We start from the raw sequence: 21,911 nt of genomic DNA, 5'->3' as shown, positions 1-21,911 counted from the left end.
ATTTAGCCACTCCTAGAATCCGCTTCTCCCGTGATGCCAAGCGCCCGGGCCTCCATGAAATCCGCCGCCGAACTTCTCGGCTTGATCAGGCGCCCGCGCTCCCTCCTCCTCGCGCGGGCCTGATTTGTACCAATCCAGCGATTTCGCCTTTTGTACCGGTTCTCCGCCCCTCGGGGTGAACCGCCAGCAGGCGCCGCACAGAAAGGAAGAGCGATGAAACTGGCATTCGAAGCCACAGCCCAAGGATTCAGGACATTCGTGTCCGACGTGGCCGACGGTTTTTTCGAGATGACCCACAACGGTTTTGCCTTGGTAGGACTGGCCATAGTGTTTGCGGCCATAGCCCTGGTAGCGCGGCCCGACTTGCGTGAACAAGGCGAAGAGCAGCTCATGAGCTGGCTCCAGTCGCGCAAGCCCGTGCCCGCCGTGCCTGAAGTCCTCGTGAGCGATCTCGATCCCACCGCGATCGAGCGCACGACGGCGACCAGTCCGCTCGACTTGCCCAAGCAGCAAGCCGCAGTGGCTTACTGGCTCAGCAAGAAATACCGCGTTGCAGCAGAGCCCTTGAGCGCACTCGTCGCCGAGGCCTATGACCTCGGCAAGCGAAGCAAGCTCGATCCGACTTTGATCCTAGCGATCATGGCCGTCGAGTCCAGCTTCAACCCGTTTGCGCAGAGCCAGGTTGGCGCTCAAGGTCTGATGCAGGTCATGACGCGGGTGCACGGCGATAAGTACGAAAGCGCCGGCGGCACGCTGACGGCGTTCGATCCGGTGACCAACATGCGTGTAGGCGTCAAGGTGCTGCAGGAATGCATCGCGCGCGCCGGTTCGCTCGAAGGCGGCTTGCGTTATTACGTGGGCGCGGCCAACCTAGAAGACGACGGCGGCTATGCTGGCAAGGTCTTGGCCGAGCACGGACGGCTGCGTCAGGTCGCCGACGGGCGCTCGCCACCGACAACGACCGCACCCACCCCAGCCTTGCGTGCACAAGCGACACCAGCCCCGGCTCCCTTGGCAAAACCCGCCGAAGCTGCCGCAGACAAGCTGGCCTTGCTGGGCGATTTGTAAGCGATGCGGCGCTCCTGGGCGCTGAATCTTTCATCGTCGGCTACACTCGCGCGGTACGCGACTGGCGATAGGCGCACCCCGCTTCGGGGTCTCGCGCTGACGTGGAATACCACTGGGAAGCGTACCGCCTGCGGCCTTCAGCAGGTGTTCAGCCGTTCGCCTGGGCAGCCCTTGTTTGGTTGAAGAACAAGGACATCGTCTTCAAAGGACTGCCATGTACCCGCGCAATATTCTGGTCGAACAGACCGATCCTGAAATCTGGGCTGCTATCCAGGCCGAGAACGCTCGCCAGGAACAGCACATCGAGCTGATCGCGAGCGAAAACTACGCTTCACCTGCCGTCATGCAGGCGCAAGGCTCACAGCTCACCAACAAGTACGCTGAAGGCTATCCTGGCAAGCGTTACTACGGCGGCTGCGAGTTCGTGGACATCGCCGAACAATTGGCCATCGACCGTATCAAGCAGATTTTTGGCGCCGACGCTGCCAATGTTCAGCCGCATTGCGGCGCGTCTGCCAACGAAGCCGTGATGCTGGCCTTTTTGAAGCCGGGCGACACCATCATGGGCATGAGTCTGGCCGAAGGCGGTCACCTGACGCACGGCATGCCGCTCAACATCAGCGGCAAGTGGTTCAACGTGGTGAGCTATGGGCTCGACGCCAAGGAAGAGATCGACTACGACGCCATGGAGCGCAAGGCGCGTGAGCATCTGCCCAAGCTCATCATTGCCGGCGCCTCGGCGTATTCGCTGCGCATCGATTTCGAGCGCTTCGCCAAGGTGGCGAAAGACATCGGTGCGATCTTCATGGTCGACATCGCGCACTACGCCGGTCTGGTCGCAGCGGGCGTGTACCCCAACCCGGTCCCCTTCGCGGATGTCGTTACCTCGACGACGCACAAAAGCCTGCGCGGCCCGCGCGGCGGCATCATCCTGATGAAGTCGCAGCATGAAAAAGCCATTAACAGCGCGATCTTCCCTGGCTTGCAAGGCGGTCCACTGATGCACGTGATCGCAGCCAAGGCCGTTGCCTTCAAGGAAGCCATGACGCCCGAGTTCAAGGCTTACCAGCAGCAGGTCGTGAAAAACGCGCAGATCGTCGCCGAAACGCTAACCGAACGCGGCTTGCGCATCGTGAGCGGCCGCACCGAAAGCCACGTCATGCTGGTCGACCTGCGCGCCAAGGGAATCACCGGCAAGGAAGCCGAAGCGGTACTCGGCAGCGCGCATATGACGATCAATAAGAACGCCATTCCCAACGACCCTGAAAAGCCCATGGTGACCAGCGGCGTTCGCATCGGCACGCCGGCCATGACGACGCGCGGCTTCAAGGACGAAGAGGCGCGCCAGACAGCCCATCTGATCGCCGACGTGCTCGAAAACCCACGCGATGAAGCGAACATCGACGCGGTACGCGTCAAGGTGCATGCGTTGACCAGCCGCTTCCCGGTCTACAGCTGAACATGCGCACGGTGACCGCATGAAATGCCCTTTTTGCGGTCACCTCGAAACGCAGGTCGTCGAGACCCGTGTTTCAGAAGATGCGGACTTTGTGCGCAGGCGCCGTCAGTGCGCCGACTGCGACAAGCGCTTCACCACCTACGAGCGGCCGGAGGTCAACTTTCCTGCGGTCGTCAAAAAAGACGGCAGCCGTGCCGACTTCGATTCGCGCAAGGTTCGTGCGTCGATGGTGTTGGCGCTGCGCAAGCGACCAGTGAGCATCGAGCAAATCGACAGCGCCCTTATGCGCATCGAGCAAAAGCTGCTGTCCAGCGGGTTGCGGGAGATCGACTCGGCCAAGGTCGGCGAACTGGTCATGCGCGAACTCAAGCGGCTCGACAAGGTCGCTTACGTCCGCTTCGCGTCGGTGTATCGGAGCTTCGAAGACGTGGATGAATTCAGGCAGTTGCTGCGCGACATTTAGTGGCGCATCTGTAGCGCATCAGAAGCGCATCGACGTTACCAAACGTCGTTTTCTTCTGCGAACTTCGTCAATTCGAGTTTGCAAAGATTCTAAAAGGTCGCATCTGCATCGAACCAGCCCGATCGTCCATCTAGATCGACCGGCGAGGCATTTTTGCCTCCTTCTTTCGTGTAACGGCCCGTAGCATGCGGGCCCTATGCGACGCATATCCTTACTCACCGCCTATTCGTCAAAGTCGACTCACCTCGTCTCTGGCGTCACGGCCATCGAGTTGATGGTTGTCGTGTCGCTCGTCGGAATACTGGCCGCGCTCGCCGCGCCGAGCTTCCGTAGCGTCATCGAAAACTACCGCGTCCGACGCGCTACCGAGGACCTCGTCTCCACCATCTACCTGGCGCGCGCGGAAGGCATCAAGCGCGGTGGCGGCATCGTGCTTCGCAAGGCTGCCGCAGCGAATTGCAGCGGCGCCACTCAAATCGAGCAGTGGGATTGCGGCTGGTTCGTCTTTGTGGACTCGAACGGCAACAAGCTCATCGACCCGGGTGAAGAAACGATTCAAACCGCGCCCGCTGCGACGGGCGTCTCCATTACCTTCACTTTGCACAACGCGCTGGCGTCTGTCGACCGCTGGGGACAGTTCAGCGGTGCCGGCGCGTTCGGCTTTATCGTGCGGCCCTCTGGCAACACATCGGCCGCCAGTACAACGGCGCTGTGCATGAGCAGCGGCGGTCGTCTGGCAACACGCAAAGGGGTGACCTCATGCCAGGCCTGAAACGACAAAGCGGCGTCTCGCTCATCGAATCGCTGGTCGCGACGACGATTCTGGCGATCGGCAGCCTTGGGCTGCTCACCGTCCAGATCCGCACCTTGGCCGAAACGCAGACCAGCGTGCACCGGGCCCAGGCCGTTCGCGCCATCGAGGATCTGGCAGAGCGCATCAAGGCCAACCCGGACGGCTTCGGCCAGCTCCGCACTGGCGCATACGCAAGCCCATGGGACGCGACACCCATCGCTGCGTCGGATGCCTGCGATGTCAACGCATGCAGCCCGGCTGAGCTGGCCCGATCGGACATCGCCCAGTGGCGAAAAACGATCGCCCGCACCTTGCCACTGGGACAAGCCAAAGTCTTCACCGATGAATCGGTTGCCGCTGCCGACCGACGTCAGCTGGGTGTGATGGTGGGTTGGCGCGCGAACGAGCGGACGGGCGATGGTGTCTCGCCGTTCGATCTGAAAGTAGATGCTGCGGGTGTCGCTTGTCCCGAGGGACTCATCTGCCATCTCGTCTATGTGCAGCCCTGAATTTTCATCTGCCCGAGGTCGTCGGGCTCAAAGCGGCGCCTCCCTGATCGAGTTGCTCGTCGGTTTGACGCTCGGCCTGATGGTCGTCGCGGCCGCGATCGGCACATTGATCGTCTCAAGAACTGCGTCAGGCACGGTCGGCGATCTGAGCCAATTGCAGCAGCAAGGCTCCTACGCGCTGCGTGTCATGGGCATTCAGATTCGTCAGGCCGGGTCGGTCGCGCCCGTCAAGGATTCGGTCAACTCGCTCTACAGTTTCAAGGACACCTTCATCGGCTTCGGTGGGAATTCAAGCGTGGTGACTGGTGCCGATGGCGCCGGGGACAGCGCCGACACCGTATCGACCAGCAACGAGCCGCTCGATGGCAACCCCGACACACGTCCGCGCGATTGTCTCGGCGAGAAGGCAAACGGTGCCCGCATCGACAGCACGTTTTGGCTCGACGGCGAAGCGCACGAACTCAAGTGCAAAAGCGGCGCCAAGAACCAGGCCCTGATCGGCAACGTCGCCGACTTTCAGGTTTGGTATCGCATCCTTTCCGCGGCCAGCACCACGCAACGCATGACCGCGAAACAAGTCGATGCCGCCGGGCTGTGGCGCTCCGTTAAATCGATCGAAATATGTCTCGACTTGCAAGGCGATGAGGCCGGGCAACCCGATGTCGGCAGCTATGCCAACTGCCAAGGCGTGGAGTCGCCGAGGAACGGGCGACTGCATCTGGTCTTTCGCAATGTCTTCGACTTGCGGACACAGGGCACCTGATGGGCACGCCACGCTTGCGCCAGCAGGGCATCGCACTGTTTGTCGTGATGGTGGTGTTGCTGCTGTCGATGCTGCTGGTGCTTTGGTCATCGCGTACCGCCCTGTTCAACGAACTGCTTACGGGTACCGACAGCGACTACCAGCGTGCGCTCGAAGCTGCTCAGTCCATGGTGCGCGATGCCGAGTTCGATATTCAGGGGCAGAAGCCCGACGGGTCCGCGTGCACTGGCTCCTTTTGCCGGTCTCCCGTCATCGATCCGAGCCAAGGTCAGGCCTTCTACCCCGAGAGTGCAAACGACTTTCAAGATCTGGACGCCGTGTTGGTCACGAAGACTCCCTCATGCGTTGCCGGCATCTGCACGGCGACCAACGTAGCCGCCGAATTCTGGACAACGGCGACGGCACTGAGCGCCATGAAAGCCTCGGCAGCGACCTATGGCCGGTACACAGGCGCGCAGGCCGGCGAGGTCGGGAACCCATTGCTGAGGGCGAACGCCGGTGCTGGCGCCAAAGCCTGGTATTGGGTCGAAGTGCTGCCCTACGACACCGCCTCGGCGGTTACCGCCGGCCCGGCCCAGACCTTCGCGCCCGACGGCACGCGGCCCAACATCTATCGCATCACCGCTGTGGCACAGGGGCTTAAGCCGGGCACCCAGGCAGTTGTGCAGTCGGTTTTTGTCTGGAAAAAAGTCAGTTCGTGAGTCGAGGCAGACATTCGTGCCTGGCGAGGAAATAAGGGGAGTCACCATGAAAACGAATCCAATGCTCGCGCGGCCTGCGCTGAGCCTCGCCATCTGCGCTGTGCTCGCCACGGCGTTCGCCCTCTTCAGCGCGGACATCGAAGCCGCGCCACTGTCGTTGAGCATGTCGCCGGCCGGGACGGCGTACCGACAGCCCGCACCCAACGTCATCGTGTCGGTCGACGACTCTCGCAGCATGAATGTGTCGGGCATGGCGACCCTGCGCAGCGCACTGAAAGACACGTTCTCTGCCGCCAACGTGCCGGACGGTTCGATCCGCCTTGCATGGCAAGCGATGACCGGCTGCTACACGATCCCTGCCGGCGGTGACTGCAAGAACCAGAACGCGATGAGAGTGCTAGATGCAACGCAGCGAGGCCGCTTCCAGCAGTGGGTCGACACATTGGCGCCTGAGGGGGCGACGCCCTCGCACCGCATGTTGTTCAACGCCGGCCAATATCTGAAGTCGGCGCCAGGTGTCGACAGCCCCTGGGCCAGCGTCCCCGGAAGCACGCAACAACCGATGTTGAGCTGCCGCAAGTCTTACAACCTCTTCATGACCGACGGCGGCTGGAACGACACGACATCATGGGATGCAGCCGACAGCACCGCTGCGCGATCGATCGGTAACAGGGATGGGACGACCGGAACGTTAGGTGATGGAAAGACGGTGTACGACGTCGAAAGCGAAAGCACGGCGATTTACCGCGACCGCTTCGGCACGAGCACGTTGCCGACGCTCTCCGACCTCGCCTTCCACTATTGGGCGACCGATCTTCAACCGTCTCTCGCCAACGATGTCCCTGCGAAGATCACCCAAAAAGGCGACCAGACCTTCACCAGCGAGGGCTCGAGCAGAACCGTTCAGGAATTCTGGAACCCGCGCAACGATCCGGCGACCTGGCAGCACATGACGACCTACACGGTCGGTTTCAATGCAGCCGCCAACTGGAACGCCACCAGCGCCACGCCGAAGTTCGGCACGGACACATGGACCGGCGGCGATTACACGGCACTGATTGCCGGGCGCACCCAATGGACCGATGCCATAGACGGAGACGAGACCACGCGAATGCCAGAGCTCTGGCACATGGCGCTCAACGGCCGTGGCAAGTTCGTGCCGGCGCCGACCGCGAGTTCGCTTGCCGGGTCGTTCAAGGACATCCTCGATTCGATTGCCGCCGAAAAGTCCTCGCCCATTAGTTCGGTGTCTGTCAGCGCCAGTTCCACGAGGCTCGATGCCGCAGTGTTCACCTCTTCCTACGACCCTGCCAGTTGGAGCGGCGCCATCACTGCGCACAAGCTGGCCGCCGGCACGGGTGTCGCGTCGGCCCAAGGCCTCTGGGGGATGGTACCGGCCACGGCAACAAGCGCTGCGAAGCCCATTTCCACCTCGACGTTGATGGATGACGTGGCCTTCTCGCCGAGCGCCCGCGTGGTCATGTCTGCAAGGCGCCCGTCGGCGGCTGGCGACAGCCCCGCCGTTAACGGTATCTCGTTCGTCTGGAGCGCACTTGCAACCGCACAGCAACGCGCGCTCGACACATCGAACGCCACGATCGACGGCCTGGGCAAGGAACGCCTCGCCTTCGTGCGCGGCTTTCGCGACGACGAGCAATCGAACGGCGGCAACTTTCGTAACCGCGATTCGCGTCATGGCGATGTCGTGAACTCCAAGCCCTGGTACGTGGCCGGCAAGGCGGGCGCAGGCTACACGGCATACGGTTATGCCGCATTCAGGGCAGCCAGCACGACGCGGCCATCGATGCTCTACGTCGGCGCCAACGACGGCATGCTGCACGGCTTTTCGGCCGTCGACGGCAAAGAGAAGATCGCTTACGTACCGCTGGCATCCTATGCCGGGCTGTCGCAGCTGACCCAGCCCGGCTACGCCCATCGCTACTTCGTCGACGGCTCACCTTTAGCCGGCGATCTCTACGTCGGCGGAAGCTGGAAGACCTATCTGGCCGGCTTCATGGGCGCGGGCGGCAAAGGCTACTTCGTACTCGACGTGACCGACCCTGGCGCGTTTGTCGCAGGCAATGCGGGAAACATCGTCGTACTGGACCAGACCGCATCCACCTCCACCTCCGCCGTCGACGCGGACATCGGCCACATCTTCAGCGAACCCGTTCGCGAGCAAGGAGACACCGGAGTTACACGTCAAATCACTCAGCTCAACGACGGCCGCTGGGCACTGGTCACAGGCAACGGCTACAACAGCACGCGCGAGAACGCCGTGCTGATGATCCAGTACCTCGACGGCGCTCGCGAGTTGAGAAAGATCCATGCAACCACTGCAAGCGGGCTGACAGGCAACGGCCTTTCAGCCCCTCGGCTCGTCGATCTGAACGGCGACAGCGTGTCCGATGTGGCCTATGCGGGCGATCTTCACGGCAACCTCTGGAAGTTCGACCTCAGCGCCCACGCGCCATCTGAATGGAAGACCGCTTTCAACGGCGCGCCGCTCTACTCGGCGACTTCCGCAGCAGCCGGAGTCGTGCCCGAACGGCCGCAGCCCATCACCAGTGCGCCAGTGTGGTTGCCGCATCCGAAAGGCGGAGTGATGGTCGTCTTCGGCACCGGTGCCAATCTGACTGACGCCGACAGAACCGACACCTCACTGCAAACGGTTTACGGCGTGTACGACAGCACCGCGGTGACGCGCAGCGCCGGCAAGCTCATCCTGACTGGCGGCAGCGCCCTCGCCGGCGGTCGCGGTGCGCTGGTGCAGCAGACCATCAGCTCCGCTGCCGCCACGGCCACGGCGGTCGCCGGATCGGCATCCGGCCACACCATCCCGCTTTGGGCGGTGTCGTCCAACCCTGTCGACTACGCCGGCTCGCCCGCCAAACGTGGCTGGTACCTCGAACTGCCGCCGGGTGAACGTGTGCTCGGCAATCCAACGTGGTTCGACGGCCAATTGATCGACGTGGCAAGCACGCTGCCCGCGGCCGGTGAAGACATCACACGTGAAACCTGCTCCCCCAGCATCACAGGTGCACGGCACTTTCTGACGACGATCAACGCCATCAACGGCAGCGCGCCAAAGTCCGATATCTACGCCTATGCCGGCGCGGGCGGCGCAACAAGCGCGACGGGAACTGCTTCGCGAAGCGAAACCGGCGTCCGGTCCAGCATCAGGGACAGCGCGACCAACACAGAAAAGGCCCTCTGTGCGGCTGGTCAGATCTGCGCCGATCGCAAATTGCTCGGCCGCACCGCACTGCGCCCGTCGTGGCGGCAAATTCAATGAGTGCACAACAACGCACTTGGCAGCGCGGCTTCAGTCTGGTCGAAGTGCTGACCGTCGTCACGGTCATTGGCATCCTCACCGCTCTCGCGCTGCCCAGTTACCAGGAATATGTACGCCGCGGTCATCGGGCCGAAGCGCGCGCGGGGCTGCTCCAAGCAGCACAGTGGATGGAACGCGTGGCGACGGCCAACGGCGTCTATCCCGCGACGACACCCAAGAACGGTGCGGACGTGACGCCGTTGCCCCTGTCGCTGACGACCGTTCCCGGCAGGCGGTACGCCGTGTCGCTCAAGACAGCCACCGACTCCGCCTACACTCTAATTGCAGTGCCCTCGGGCGCGCAGTCAGACGACAAATGCGGGACGTTCACGCTGGACCAGTCCAGTGTTCGCGGCATCACTTCGGCTGCGACCGCTGGCAGCGCCGACTTGATTGCCGACTGCTGGACTCGCTGACCGTCGTTTACTCATCGGTTAGTGTGGCGCGCTGCTGATTCGTCACTCACTCGACACTGACCCAACGTTGACCGCCCCATCCGACCCCGCTGCCGTCCCCTTTGCCGCAACGCGCTTGGCAAACACGGCAGCGCCCATGCAACTCGCCTTGTCATCGGCACGCGCCGCGCTATGGGCCGTTCCGCCCAATCCCGCCGTCGGCTGCGTGATCGTGTCGCCGACCGGCGAGGTGATCGGCGTCGGTCGAACGCAGCGCACAGGCGGTCCGCATGCCGAAGTCATGGCGCTGCGCGACGCTGCCTCCAAAGGTCATGCTGTCCGGGGCGCCACAGCCTATGTAACGCTGGAGCCCTGCTCCCACCACGGCCGAACAGGCCCCTGCAGCGACGCACTCATCGCCGCCGGCATCGGCAAAGTCGTCGCTTCGCTGGCCGACCCGAATCCGCTGGTGGCCGGACAGGGATTCGCCAAACTTCGCGCCGCCGGCATCGATGTCGAAGTCGGGCCGGGTGCTTCCGAATCCCGTGAACTCAACATCGGTTTCTTCAGCCGAATGATCCGCAAATCACCGTGGGTTCGCGTCAAAGTCGCCGCGTCGCTCGACGGCAAGACGGCGCTCGAAAACGGGACCAGCCAATGGATCACCTCCCCACCTGCGCGCACCGACGGTCACGCCTGGCGGGCGCGCTCTGGCGCGATGCTGACGGGTGTGGGCACCGTGCTCGAGGACAACCCGCGTCTCGACGTACGGCTGGTCGACACAGAACGTCAGCCTCCGCTGGTCGTGGTCGACAGCCATCTTCAGACGCCGCCCGACGCACATATTTTTGAAGCTGCACGTCATGTGTGGATCTACGCTGCGGCCCGTGATGAAGCCAAGGCAGCGGCACTGGAAGCGCGCGGTGCCACCATCACGTGCCTGCCGAACGCGCAGGGCAAAGTCGATCTCGCTGCCCTGCTGAAAGACCTCGCGATGCGCGAAGTCAACGAACTGCACGTCGAGGCCGGCCACAAGCTCAACGGCTCGCTTATCCGAGAAGGCCTTGTCGACGAATTTGTGGTCTATCTCGCGCCCAAGTTCGTCGGCAGCGGCTTCGGTATGGCCAGCCACACCCATGCCGGCGGTTCGCTGACGTCGCTGACGGGCGCATTGCCTCTGGAATTCCGCTCGGTGGAGTTGATTGGCCCCGACCTCCGGATCGTCGCGCGAGTGACCGGCAAAGACGCGTTCTAGCGTCCTTTCGGCGGCCCTTTTGGCGCCGTTCTTGCGCATCCGGCGAACGCAGGCCGCGCGTTCTGCGAAAATCCACGAATGTTCACCGGAATCATCACCGGCGTGGGGCGCATCGCCGCAGTCCACGACCTCGGAAGCTCTTCATCCCACGGCAAGCGGCTCAGCATTGCGACGCCTCCAGGTTACCTGGACGACGTGGGCCTCGGCGACAGCATCGCGCTCAACGGCGCCTGCATGACCGTCACGTCGCTCGACGCGGCGCAACTGCAGTTCAGCATCGATATTTCCGCTGAATCTCTCGACAAGACCGCCGGTCTTTCCGTGCCCGACGGCGCCGTCAACCTCGAAAAAGCCTTGCGGGCCAACGACCGGCTGGGCGGCCACATCGTCTCGGGCCACGTCGATGGCATCGGCAGGGTGAGCTACTTCGCGGAGATCGGCGAAAGCTGGGAACTCCGAATCGTCGCGCCGCAAGCACTCGCACGCTTCCTTGCGTACAAAGGCTCGATCACCGTCAACGGTGTCAGCCTGACCGTCAACACAGTGACCGATCTTGTTCTCGAAGACGTTCCGGACGGCAGCGAGATCAGCATCAACCTGATACCGCACACGGTCGAGAACACTGGGCTAGGCACCTTGCGCGCCGGCAGCAACGTCAACCTCGAGGTCGACACCGTCGCCCGCTACGTCGAGCGCATGCTGCAAGCGGGCGCCCTCTCCATCCCGAACAAGAAAGACAAGCCATGAACGCCTCCGTCACGTCGATTTCGTCTGTATCGCCGATCACCGCTTCGCGCAGCGGTCGCGTCACCGCGCCAATCTCGCCCATCGAAGAAATCGTCGAAGACCTGCGTGCCGGCCGCATGGTGATCCTGGTCGATGAAGAAGATCGCGAGAACGAAGGCGACATCGTCATCGCGGCCGACCACATCACGGCGGAGTCGATCAATTTCATGGCGCGCCACGCTCGCGGCTTGATCTGCCTGACACTGTCGCGCGAGATGTGCGAACGCCTGCAACTGCCGCCGATGGTGTCGCGCAACGGCGCCAAGCACTCGACCGCGTTCACCGTGTCGATCGAAGCGGCCGAAGGCGTGACCACCGGCATCTCGGCCGCCGACCGAGCCCGCACCGTGCAGGCGGCCGTCGCGCGCAAAGCGGTGGCGGCAGACCTGGTGCAACCGGGCCACATCTTTCCGCTCCAGGCGGTGGATGGCGGTGTGCTCATGCGCGCGGGGCACACCGAAGCCGGCTGCGATCTGGCAGCGATGGCCGGCTGCTCGCCCGCTTCGGTCATTTGCGAAGTCATGAACGAAGACGGCACGATGGCGCGCCTGCCCGACCTGCAACTGTTCGCAGCGGAGCACGGCATCAAGATCGGCACCATTGCCGCCTTGATCGAGCACCGCAGCCGCACCGAATCGCTTGTCAAAAAGGTAGGTGTTCGCGAAATCCAGACGGCTTGGGGTGTGTTCACCGCACACGCTTTCACCGACAAACCCAGCGGCGGCGTGCATCTGGCGCTGGTCCGCGGAAGCTGGTCGCCGGAAGATACCGTCGACGTGCGCGTGCACGAGCCGCTCTCGGTGCTCGACGCGCTCGAGGTCAACCGCTCGCTGCATTCATGGGGCCTTGACTCGAGCCTTTCGCACATCGCTGCCGAAGGCAAAGGCGTGGCCGTGCTCTTGAACTGCGGTGAATCCGGCGCTGACTTGCTGGCCCAGTTCGACGGCACCGCGCGCCCGGCGCAAGCGCCCGAGCGCGGCCGCATGGACTTGCGCAGCTACGGCATCGGCGCGCAGATCCTGCGCGAATGCGGCGTCCGCAAAATGAACCTGCTCGGCACGCCACGCCGCATGCCGAGCATGGCCGCAGGCTACGGCCTGGAAATTGCGGGCTACATCTCGAAAGACTGACGACATGCAAGGTTCGAACAAAGGAGCGGGGACCCCGCTCGAAGGCACCGGCTTGCGCATCGGCATCGTGCAGGCGCGCTTCAATGCGGACGTCACCGACGCGCTCGCGCAGGCTTGCCTCGCCGAACTCGAAGCGCTCGGCGTCGCCGCAAAAGACATCGACCATGTGCAAGTGCCCGGCGCACTCGAAGTGCCGATTGCACTGCAGGCGCTGGCCGAGCGCGGTGGTTATCACGCGCTGGTCGCACTCGGCTGCATCATCCGCGGCGAGACATACCACTTCGAGCTGGTCGCCAACGAGTCCGGCGCCAGCGTGAGCCGCGTCGCACTCGACTACCGCCTGCCCATCGCCAACGCCATTCTCACCACCGAAGACCTCGCACAAGCCGTGGCCCGTCAGACCGACAAAGGTCGCGATGCGGCCCGTGTCGCCGTCGAAATGGCGCAGCTGCTAGCCACACTTTCATGACCGAAGACACCACCAAAGACGCGATCGCCAAGACCGGCCCGCCCAAACAAATTCGCACCGGCCTCACCGCCACGGGCGTTCGCAAAGCTTCGGCCAAGTCGAGCCGAAGCCGTGCGCGCGAGTTCGCCTTGCAGGCCCTCTACCAGTACATCGTGGGCAAGAACGATGCGGCCGACATCGACGCTTTCACACGCGATCTGGCCGGCTTTCACAAGGCCGACTCGGCGCACTACGACGCGCTGCTGCACGGTTGCATCGAGGGCGCGGCGCAACTCGACGTGCTGATTCTTCCCTTGCTCGACCGCGAAATGGAACGCATCTCGCCGATCGAACATGCAGTCATGTGGATCGGCGTTTACGAGTTCCAGAATTGCCTCGACGTGCCCTGGCGCGTGGTGCTGAACGAATGCATAGAACTGACCAAGGAATTCGGCGGCACCGACGGCCACAAGTACGTCAACGCCGTGCTCAATGGCTTGGCGCCACAGCTTCGCAGTGCCGAGGTCGAAGCAGACCGGCTGACCGGCAAGGCCAAGTAAAGAGATGAAGATTTCGTCGCGCGCCGAGCGCATCGAGCCGTTCTACGTCATGGAGGTGGCGAAGGCCGCGTCTGCCCTTGCCCGCGAAGTCGCGCACACCGATCGGCCGATGATCTTCCTGAACATCGGCGAGCCGGACTTCACGGCACCGCCGCTGGTGCAGGAAGCGGCCGCTCGCGCCATCCACGACGGCGCCACGCAATACACGCAAGCGACCGGCCTCGATGCACTGCGCGAGCGCATCAGCGCTTGGTACACAGAGCGCTTCGGCGTCGATGTACCGGCGCGCCGTATCGTCGTGACGGCCGGCGCTTCGGCGGCGCTGCAGCTGGCTTGCCTGGCGTTGATCGAGGCGGGCGACGAGATCCTGCTGCCCGACCCCAGCTATCCGTGCAACCGCCATTTCGTCAGCGCAGCCGACGGCAAAGCCGTACTCGTGCCGACCACGGCAGCCGAGCGTTTTCAGCTCACCGCCGACAAGGTCGAAGCCCACTGGACCGACAAGACGCGCGGTGTACTGCTCGCGTCGCCATCGAACCCGACGGGCACCTCGATCGCTCCGGATGAGCTGCGCCGCATTCACGAGGTGGTGACACGGCGCGGCGGCATCACGCTGATCGACGAGATCTATCTCGGCTTGTCTTACGACGCGAAATTCGGCCAGACCGCGCTCGCCATCGACGACCAGGTCATCAGCATCAACAGCTTCAGCAAGTACTTCAACATGACCGGCTGGCGGCTCGGCTGGCTGGTGGTGCCCGACGCCCTCGTGCCAGTGATCGAGCGGCTCGCGCAAAACCTCTTCATTTGCGCCAGCACCATCTCGCAACATGCGGCGCTGGCCTGCTTCGAAGCCGAAAGCATCGCCGAGTACGAGCGGCGCCGTGCCGAGTTCAAGGCGCGCCGCGACTGGTTCATTCCGCAGCTCAACGCGCTCGGGCTGACCGTGCCGGTGATGCCCGACGGCGCTTTCTACGCCTGGGCCGATTGCACCTCGTTCGCGCAAAAGCTGGGTATCGAAGGCAGCTGGGATTTCGCCTTCGAGACCATGAAGCGGGCGCACGTGGCGGTGACGCCAGGCCGCGATTTCGGGACCGCAGAGACCAGCCGCTTCGTGCGCTTCTCCACAGCGAGTTCGATGGCGCATCTGCAGGAAGCCGTCGAACGACTGAAGGCACTGGCCCGATGAGCTTCGCGTTTCCGATTCGGGTGTATTGGGAAGACACCGATGCGGGCGGCATCGTGTTCTATGCCAATTACCTGAAGTTCATGGAACGCGCGCGCACCGAATGGCTGCGTTCGCTCGGCATCTCGCAGCATGCCTTGCGCGAAGAAACCGGCGGCCAGTTCGTCGTCAGTGAAACCACGTTGAAATACCACCGCCCGGCCCGCCTCGACGATGAACTGCTCGTTACAGCCGAAGCGCGGCAGATGGGCTCAGCGTCCTTGATAATCGGCCAGCGCGTGCTATCAAAATCAGAGCAAGGACTTTTGCTCTGCGAAGGCACGATCCGCATCGGCTGGGTGGACGCCGCCACATTGCGCCCCGCGCGCATTCCGGCACACGTTTCGGGAACCCTCGAGCACTCCATCGGCTCCATTGAAGAACCATCCAAGCCATGAACCAAGACCTCTCGATCATCAATCTCCTTATCCACGCGAGTTTCGTGGTGCAACTGGTCGTGCTGCTGCTCGTGATCGTTTCGATCTCCAGCTGGGCCGCGATCTTCCGCAAGTTCTTTGCGCTGAAGCGGATGCGCGCGCTGAACGACGAATTCGAACGCGAGTTCTGGTCGGGCACCAGCCTGAACGAACTCTTTGCTTCGGCCGCGCAAAACGCCAAGCTCGCGGGGCCGATGGAACGCATCTTTGCGTCAGGCATGCGCGAATACCAGAAGCTCCGGGAGCGCCATGTGACCGATGCCGGCACGCTGCTCGACGGCGCCCGCCGCGCGATGCGGGCCAGCTTTCAGCGTGAACTCGATGCGGCCGAACAAAACCTGTCGTTCCTCGCGACGGTTGGCTCGGTCTCGCCCTACGTCGGGCTCTTCGGCACGGTATGGGGAATCATGCATGCATTCACCGGGCTGGCTGCGCTCACGCAGGTGACGTTGGCCACCGTGGCACCCGGCATCGCAGAAGCACTGGTCGCGACCGCGATCGGCCTCTTCGCCGCCATCCCGGCCGTCGTGAGCTACAACCGCTTCGCACGCGAGATCGACAAGATCGCCATCGCTCTCGAGACGTACATCGAGGAGTTCTCGAACATCCTGCAGCGCAACCTGTCGGCCAACGTCAATCCGGCGACCGCCGCGGTCTCGGCCACTGCAGGGCGCTGAGCATGGCTGCCGTATCGTCACGCGGCCGCGGACGCCGCACCATCAACGAGATCAACATGGTCCCGTTCATCGACGTGATGCTGGTGCTGCTGATCATCTTCATGGTGACCGCCCCGCTCATCACCCCCAGCGTCATCAACCTGCCGACGGTCGACCGCGCCAACAAGCAGCCCGACAAGCCGATCGAGATCGTCATCAAGAGCGACGACGAAGTGCAGATCAAGAAAGACCCGTCGACCGGCACCGGCGGAACTTCGTTGCCCATAACGCAGATCGGAGCGGCCGCCAAGGCAGCGCAAGGCGGCGACGACCAGCGGCCGGTCGTGATCAGTGCCGATAAGACGGTCAAGTACGACACCGTGGTCCGCGCCATGAACGAGCTGAAGAAGATCGGCATCGAGCGCGTCGGCCTGTCGGTCACGACCACCGGCACCGGCGCGGCGCCGGCCAGGGGCAAGTAAGCGCATGTCGCTCGCTGCCGATCGTCCCGAGTTCGCACCGCCGCCGCAGCGCGGCACCCCGCGCGCCGTCATCCTGGCGCTCATCGCGCATGCGCTGCTGATCGCGGCGCTGACCTGGGGGGTGCACTGGAAACGTGAAGCCGAGGACGATGCGGTCGAAGCGGAACTGTGGTCGTCGACCGTGCAACAAGCGGCGCCGCGGCTCTCCGCTCCGCCGACGCCGGTGACACCGCCGACGCCGACGCCTCCACCCACCCCGGCACCGCCACCACCTCCTCCGCCACCGCCTGCACCTGCGCCGCAAGTCAGGCCCGACCCGACGCCGGTGCCACGCGCACCCGACATCGCGCTCGAACGCGAGAAGAAGCTGAAAGAACAGAAGGAGCGCGAGCGGGAAGAAGAGCGGCAAGACAAGCTGAAGGCGCAGCAGCAACAGCAACAACAGCAGGCCGCGAAGAAAGCGCAAGAGAAGAAAGACCTTGACGCCAAGCAGCGCGCCGAAGACGAGGCCGACCGCAAGCTGGAGCAGCAGCAAAAGCTGGCCGACGCCAAAAAGGCCGACGCGCAAAAAGCCATCGAGGCCAAGAAGGCAGAAGCGCAGAAGGCTGCTGCGGCCGAAGCGAAGCAGGCCGACACTGCCAAGCAGGCCGCTGCCGATCGCGCCGCCACGCTCAAGCGCATGCAGGGCATGGCCGGAGCCACTGGTGCCGAGGGCTCGCAGGGCACGGCGCTGAAGGCGTCAGGCCCTTCCGGCGGCTACGGCGCACGCATCGCCGCCGCAGTGCGCCCCAACGTGACCTTTCCCGACGCTGACACCGTCAACGGCAATCCAGCCGCCGAGTTCGAAGTGAGCCTGGCGCCTGACGGCACCATCGTCAACGTCAAGCTCAGCAAGTCGAGTGGCTTGCCGAGTTGGGACGAAGCCGCCGAACGCGGCCTGCGCAAGACGGATCGTTTGCCGCGCGACAACGACGGGCGGATCTTTCCGTCGCTGATCGTTTCGCTGAAGCCGAAGCATTAGAAGCCGAAGCGTTGACTGGGCCGGTGATCTACAACTCGTAGATCACCGCGGCCTTGCCCGCTTCAGCCTGCGCCGTCCAGCTGGCCAGCGCCGCATCGGTCGGGAAGAACTTCGCGCTTTCCCCCAGCTGCAATTCAACCTGCGCCCCGCCCCGCGCCAGCGACAAACGCACCGGCAGCCCCTGCCGCAATTCACCGTGCTCGCCCATCTCGGTGCGCGGTGGAAAGTCCCGGGCGATACGCGCAATGTCCGGCGCCTTGCCATTGACTGCCACGCGCAGGAACTTGCCGAAGCGGCAACGCGCACTGGCCAGGTCCCACACCTGCTGCACCTGAAAACGCGCCTCGAAACCTCCGCGACCCGGCTGCAGTTTGCCGCTCACGATCACCAGTTCATCGTCCTTCAGCGTGTTGCGATTGGCATTGAAAAGTGCCTCGTCGGCGGTCGCGTCGATCGAGTCCGACTTGTCGTCGAGCTTGAAGATCGCCAACCGACCACGCTGTCCGTTGATGACCCGAAAATCGCTCACGATGCCCGCGATGATTTGCGGTTCGCGGCTGTCCATCAGGTCACCCACCTCGCGCTTGCAGAAGCGCCGCACCTCGTGCGCGACCTCGTCGAACAGGTGTCCCGACAGATAGAAACCGACGGCCGTCTTCTCGAGTGTCAAACGCTCCTTCACCCCCCATGGCGTGGCGTCGACCAGCTCCGGCTCTTGCGTCGCCGAGCCATGCTCGCTGTCGCCGAAGATATCGACCTGGGAAGCGTTGGCTTCGGTAGCGCTCGCGAAATCGAAGGCCTTGTCGACCGACGCGATCAGCGACGCGCGGTTCTGCTGGATCGAGTCGAAGGCGCCCGCCTTGATGAGCGCCTCGACCGTGCGCTTGTTGATGCGCTGCCGATCCACGCGCACGCAAAAATCGAACAGGCTCTTGAAAGGCCCGCCGGCGTTGCGCGCCTTGACGATCGCCTCGACCGCGAACTGCCCGGTGCCCTTGACGGCGCCCAAGCCATAGCGAATCGACTTGTCCGTTACCGGCTCGAAGCGGTAGTTGCCGCGGTTCACGTCCGGCGGCTCGAAGCTGATGCCGAAGTTCTTGATCGCGTCTTCGAACAGCACCTTCAACTTGTCGGTGTCGTCCATTTCAACGGTCATGTTCGCGCAGAAGAACTCGGCCGTGTAATGGACCTTCAACCAGCCGGTGTGATATGCCAGCAGCGAGTAAGCAGCGGCATGCGACTTGTTGAAGCCGTATCCCGCGAACTTCTCCATCAGGTCGAAGATCTCGTCGGCCTTCTCTTGCCCGATCTTGTTGACCGCCGCGCCCTTCCGAAAAATCTCGCGGTGCTCGGCCATTTCTTCGAGCTTTTTCTTGCCCATCGCGCGGCGCAGCAGGTCAGCGCCACCGAGCGAATAGCCGCCCAGGATCTGCGCGGTCTGCATGACCTGCTCCTGGTAGACCATGATCCCGTAGGTCTCCGACAGCATCTCTTCGACCAGCGGATGCGGGTACTCGACCGGCTCGCGGCCGTGCTTGCGCGCGACGAAGCTCGGGATCAGGTCCATCGGCCCCGGCCGATACAACGCGTTGAGCGCGATCAGGTCTTCGAGCCGCGTCGGCCGCGCGTCTTTCAACATGCCCTGCATGCCGCGCGATTCGAACTGGAACACCGCCTCCGTCTTGCCTTCCGAGAACAGGCGATAGGTATGCGCGTCGTCGAGCTTGATGTCCTCGTAGGCGAACTTCTCCTGCCCCTTGTGTCGCGCAATGATGAAGTCCTTGGCGATCTCCAAGATCGTCAGCGTAGCGAGTCCCAAGAAGTCGAACTTGACCAGGCCGATCGCTTCAACGTCGTCCTTGTCGAACTGGCTCACCGCCGAGTCGCTGCCGGGCTGCTGGTACAGCGGGCAAAAGTCGGTGAGCTTGCCGGGCGCGATGAGCACGCCGCCCGCATGCATGCCGATGTTGCGCGTCATGCCCTCGAGCTTTTGCGCCAGCTCGACCAGCATGCGAACTTCTTCTTCCTTCTCGATGCGGGCCGCGAGTTGCGGCTCCATCTCGATGGCGTAGTTGTTCTTGTCGCCCTCGACCTTCGGGTTGGGTGGGTACTGGATCGTCACCGGCTGTCCCGGCTTGTTCGGGATGAGCTTACTAATGCCATCGCAGAACATGTAGCTCATGTCGAGCACGCGGCCCACGTCGCGAATCGCGGCCCGTGCGGCCATGGTGCCGAAGGTGGCGATCTGGCTCACCGCGTCGCGCCCGTACTTGTCCTTCACGTAGTCGATCACCCGGTCGCGATTGCCTTGGCAAAAGTCGATGTCGAAGTCGGGCATCGACACGCGTTCCGGATTCAGGAAACGTTCGAACAGCAGCTTGTATTCAAGCGGATCGAGGTCGGTGATCTTGAGCGCATAAGCGACGAGCGAGCCAGCGCCCGAACCGCGGCCCGGCCCCACCGGACAGCCGTTGTTCTTGGCCCATTTGATGAAGTCGCCCACGATCAAAAAGTAGCCGGGGAAACCCATCTTCAGGATGGTGTTGATCTCGAACTCGAGCCGCTCGACATAGCGCGGCCGCTCGACATCGCGCTTTGCGAGATCGGGGTACAGATGCGCCAGCCGCGCCTCCAGTCCATCGAACGATTCGACGCGGAAGAACTCGTCGATCGGCATGCGCGCGCCATCGACCTCAGGCGTCGGAAAGTTCGGCAACTGCGGCTTGCCGAGCACCAGCGTCAGGTTGCAGCGCTTGGCGATTTCAACCGTGTTGGCGACAGCGCTCGGCACATCGGCAAAGAGCTGCTGCATCTCGGCGACCGACTTGAAATATTGCTCCCGCGTGAACTTGCGAACACGGCGCGGATTGCCAAGAATTTCGCCTTCGGAAATGCAGACGCGTGCCTCGTGCGCCTCATAACCCTCGCGGTCTGCGAACTGCACCGGGTGCGTCGCGACCACCGGCAATTTAAGGCGTGCAGCGAGTTGCACTGCGGCGATGACGTGCGGCTCGTCTTCGGGTCGACCGGCGCGCTGCAACTCGACATAGAAGCGATGCGGGAACAGGCTGGCGAGTTGCAAGGCGACCGCCGTTGCGCGCTCGGCATGGCCTTGCAACAGCGGCGCGCCCAGCGGCCCGGCTTGCGCGCCCGACAGGCAGATGAGCCCGCCCTGCAACTCTTCGAGCCATGCCAGCTTGCACACCGCTTGCGACTGACCGCGGCCGACGTTCTGCGTCCATGCGCGCGCCAGCAACTCCGAGAGGTGCAGATAACCCTCGGTGTTTTGCACCAGCAAAACGATGCGCGTCACTGCACCGATTTCGGCGCCGAGGCCTTCGAGCATGACTTCGCAGCCCAGGACGGGCTTGACGCCTTTGCTGCGCGCTTCCTTGTAGAACTTGACCGCACCGAACAGGTTGTTCAGGTCGGTGATGGCCAGCGCCGGCTGCTTGTCGGCAGCGGCGGCGGCGACGACTTCGTCGATTCGATTGGTACCGTCGACGACGGAAAATTCGGTGTGCAGGCGGAGGTGAACGAACATGGATCGATTGTAGAAACTCGGCACTTCACGATGCGATTCAGCGCTCTCTAAAATGGCGGGCTGTGCAAGAAATTTTGAATATCGCCGCTTACAAATTCGTAGGCATCGACGACGCGTCCATGCTGCGCGAAGACCTGCGTTCGCGCGCCCTGTCGGCCGGCCTCATGGGCACGATTTTGCTGGCGCCAGAGGGCATCAACCTCTTTCTCGCCGGCGCGGCGGAGGCGGTGCGCGGATTCCTGGCCGGTCTGCGCGCAGACGAACGTTTTGCCGACCTCGAAACCAAAGAAAGCTGGTCCGCCACACAGCCGTTTCGTCGCATGCTCGTGAAGTGCAAGCGCGAGATCATCCGCATGGACCATCCGGCGATTCAACCCGCAGCCGGTCGTGCGCCGGGCGTCGATGCGCTCACGCTGAAGCGCTGGCTCGACCAGGGTCATGACGATGCCGGCAAACAGATCGTCATGCTCGACACGCGCAACGCCTTCGAAGTCGACGAAGGCACGTTCGAAGGCGCCGTCGACTGGCGCATCGACAAGTTCACGCAGTTTCCGCAAGCGCTCGAAGAGCATCGCGAAGCACTGGTCGGCAAGACGGTCGTGAGCTTCTGCACCGGTGGCATCCGCTGCGAGAAAGCCGCCATCCTGATGCGCGAAGAAGGCGTGGCCGACGTGCTCCAACTCGAAGGCGGCATCCTCAAATACTTCGAGACCGTGGGCGGCGCGCACTACCGCGGCGACTGCTTCGTCTTCGACGGCCGTCGGGCGCTCGCACCCGACCTGAGCGCGCGCTCGACGCACGCCAGCGCTCGCGCACCCGAAGACCCGGACCTCGCAATCAAGCACTGATCGCGCACCTGCCAGTCTCGGCAGGTAGGCGTCA

The 21,911-nt window shown here is 63.4% G+C and carries 21 protein-coding genes and 1 riboswitch; of the genes, 20 read left to right on the top strand and 1 reads right to left on the bottom strand.

Translation table 11 applies throughout. From position 1 onward, the window contains the following. Window positions 1-213: 213 nt before the first annotated feature. The 19 genes from RCH10_RS09685 to tolA all read left to right on the top strand — a co-directional run bounded on the left by RCH10_RS09685 (window position 214) and on the right by tolA (window position 17,485). A complete protein-coding gene (locus RCH10_RS09685; protein WP_323501989.1) occupies window positions 214-1,068 on the top strand; it encodes a lytic transglycosylase domain-containing protein in 855 nt (284 codons plus the stop codon). A 47-nt stretch (window positions 1,069-1,115) separates the two neighbouring features. After that, window positions 1,116-1,241, top strand: a riboswitch (ZMP/ZTP riboswitch). A 41-nt stretch (window positions 1,242-1,282) separates the two neighbouring features. Then, entirely contained in the window at window positions 1,283-2,527 is a 1,245-nt protein-coding gene (gene glyA, locus RCH10_RS09680) for a serine hydroxymethyltransferase (RefSeq protein ID WP_323498023.1), read from the top strand. Window positions 2,528-2,546: 19 nt separating this feature from the next. Continuing rightward, complete coding sequence (nrdR, locus tag RCH10_RS09675) at window positions 2,547-2,990, top strand: transcriptional regulator NrdR (RefSeq protein ID WP_187052367.1); 444 nt, start codon at window positions 2,547-2,549, stop codon at window positions 2,988-2,990. Window positions 2,991-3,186: 196 nt separating this feature from the next. Next, window positions 3,187-3,762 (top strand): GspH/FimT family pseudopilin, encoded by a 576-nt coding sequence (locus RCH10_RS09670; RefSeq protein WP_409052182.1) that lies wholly within the window; start codon window positions 3,187-3,189, stop codon window positions 3,760-3,762. Next, the gene (gene pilV, locus RCH10_RS09665) at window positions 3,750-4,292 is read left to right on the top strand and encodes a type IV pilus modification protein PilV (protein ID WP_409052181.1); all 543 of its coding nucleotides are present in this window, start codon (window positions 3,750-3,752) and stop codon (window positions 4,290-4,292) included. The genes RCH10_RS09670 and pilV overlap by 13 nt, the downstream gene beginning before the upstream one ends. Window positions 4,293-4,344: 52 nt before the next feature. Continuing rightward, window positions 4,345-5,055, top strand: a complete 711-nt coding sequence (locus tag RCH10_RS09660; RefSeq protein ID WP_409052180.1) for a hypothetical protein — start codon at window positions 4,345-4,347, stop codon at window positions 5,053-5,055. After that, on the top strand, window positions 5,055-5,756 hold the full coding sequence (locus RCH10_RS09655; protein WP_409052179.1) for a PilX N-terminal domain-containing pilus assembly protein: 702 nt from the start codon (window positions 5,055-5,057) through the stop codon (window positions 5,754-5,756). Before RCH10_RS09660 ends, RCH10_RS09655 begins: the two co-directional genes overlap by 1 nt. 46 nt (window positions 5,757-5,802) lie before the next feature. Beyond that, the gene (locus RCH10_RS09650; protein WP_409052178.1) at window positions 5,803-9,051 is read left to right on the top strand and encodes a pilus assembly protein; all 3,249 of its coding nucleotides are present in this window, start codon (window positions 5,803-5,805) and stop codon (window positions 9,049-9,051) included. Next, entirely contained in the window at window positions 9,048-9,506 is a 459-nt protein-coding gene (locus RCH10_RS09645; protein ID WP_409052177.1) for a type IV pilin protein, read from the top strand. The genes RCH10_RS09650 and RCH10_RS09645 overlap by 4 nt, the downstream gene beginning before the upstream one ends. A 136-nt stretch (window positions 9,507-9,642) precedes the next feature. Further along, entirely contained in the window at window positions 9,643-10,740 is a 1,098-nt protein-coding gene (ribD, locus tag RCH10_RS09640; RefSeq protein WP_409052176.1) for a bifunctional diaminohydroxyphosphoribosylaminopyrimidine deaminase/5-amino-6-(5-phosphoribosylamino)uracil reductase RibD, read from the top strand. 78 nt (window positions 10,741-10,818) lie between these two features. After that, window positions 10,819-11,487: a riboflavin synthase gene (locus tag RCH10_RS09635; RefSeq protein WP_409052175.1), complete on the top strand. Its 669-nt coding sequence runs from the start codon at window positions 10,819-10,821 to the stop codon at window positions 11,485-11,487. Further along, window positions 11,484-12,656, top strand: a complete 1,173-nt coding sequence (gene ribBA / locus RCH10_RS09630; RefSeq protein WP_323498013.1) for a bifunctional 3,4-dihydroxy-2-butanone-4-phosphate synthase/GTP cyclohydrolase II — start codon at window positions 11,484-11,486, stop codon at window positions 12,654-12,656. Before RCH10_RS09635 ends, ribBA begins: the two co-directional genes overlap by 4 nt. A 4-nt stretch (window positions 12,657-12,660) precedes the next feature. Beyond that, window positions 12,661-13,125 carry a 6,7-dimethyl-8-ribityllumazine synthase gene (gene ribH / locus RCH10_RS09625; RefSeq protein WP_323498012.1) on the top strand — a complete coding sequence of 155 codons (465 nt, stop codon included), beginning with the start codon at window positions 12,661-12,663 and terminating at the stop codon, window positions 13,123-13,125. Next, entirely contained in the window at window positions 13,122-13,664 is a 543-nt protein-coding gene (gene nusB, locus RCH10_RS09620) for a transcription antitermination factor NusB (protein WP_323502446.1), read from the top strand. Before ribH ends, nusB begins: the two co-directional genes overlap by 4 nt. Before the next feature lie 4 nt (window positions 13,665-13,668). Then, on the top strand, window positions 13,669-14,853 hold the full coding sequence (locus tag RCH10_RS09615; protein WP_409052174.1) for a pyridoxal phosphate-dependent aminotransferase: 1,185 nt from the start codon (window positions 13,669-13,671) through the stop codon (window positions 14,851-14,853). Continuing rightward, the gene (gene ybgC / locus RCH10_RS09610; RefSeq protein WP_323498009.1) at window positions 14,850-15,287 is read left to right on the top strand and encodes a tol-pal system-associated acyl-CoA thioesterase; all 438 of its coding nucleotides are present in this window, start codon (window positions 14,850-14,852) and stop codon (window positions 15,285-15,287) included. The genes RCH10_RS09615 and ybgC overlap by 4 nt, the downstream gene beginning before the upstream one ends. After that, complete coding sequence (tolQ, locus tag RCH10_RS09605) at window positions 15,284-16,003, top strand: protein TolQ (RefSeq protein WP_187052381.1); 720 nt, start codon at window positions 15,284-15,286, stop codon at window positions 16,001-16,003. The genes ybgC and tolQ overlap by 4 nt, the downstream gene beginning before the upstream one ends. A gap of 2 nt (window positions 16,004-16,005) precedes the next feature. Then, window positions 16,006-16,464, top strand: a complete 459-nt coding sequence (locus tag RCH10_RS09600) for a biopolymer transporter ExbD (RefSeq protein ID WP_409052173.1) — start codon at window positions 16,006-16,008, stop codon at window positions 16,462-16,464. Between the two features lie 4 nt (window positions 16,465-16,468). Beyond that, complete coding sequence (tolA, locus tag RCH10_RS09595) at window positions 16,469-17,485, top strand: cell envelope integrity protein TolA (RefSeq protein WP_409052172.1); 1,017 nt, start codon at window positions 16,469-16,471, stop codon at window positions 17,483-17,485. A 28-nt stretch (window positions 17,486-17,513) separates the two neighbouring features. Here the strand turns inward: tolA and dnaE are convergent, their stop codons facing one another. Next, the gene (dnaE, locus tag RCH10_RS09590) at window positions 17,514-21,029 is read right to left on the bottom strand and encodes a DNA polymerase III subunit alpha (protein ID WP_409052171.1); all 3,516 of its coding nucleotides are present in this window, start codon (window positions 21,027-21,029) and stop codon (window positions 17,514-17,516) included. Between the two features lie 62 nt (window positions 21,030-21,091). Here dnaE and RCH10_RS09585 point away from each other — a divergent pair, with 62 nt between their 5' ends. After that, complete coding sequence (locus RCH10_RS09585) at window positions 21,092-21,877, top strand: sulfurtransferase (protein WP_409052170.1); 786 nt, start codon at window positions 21,092-21,094, stop codon at window positions 21,875-21,877. Window positions 21,878-21,911 lie beyond the last annotated feature (34 nt).

Origin of the sequence: Variovorax sp. GrIS 2.14, from assembly GCF_046115955.1 — a bacterium.
GTDB lineage: Bacteria > Pseudomonadota > Gammaproteobacteria > Burkholderiales > Burkholderiaceae_C > Variovorax.
This window is presented reverse-complemented; position numbering and strand designations above follow the sequence as displayed.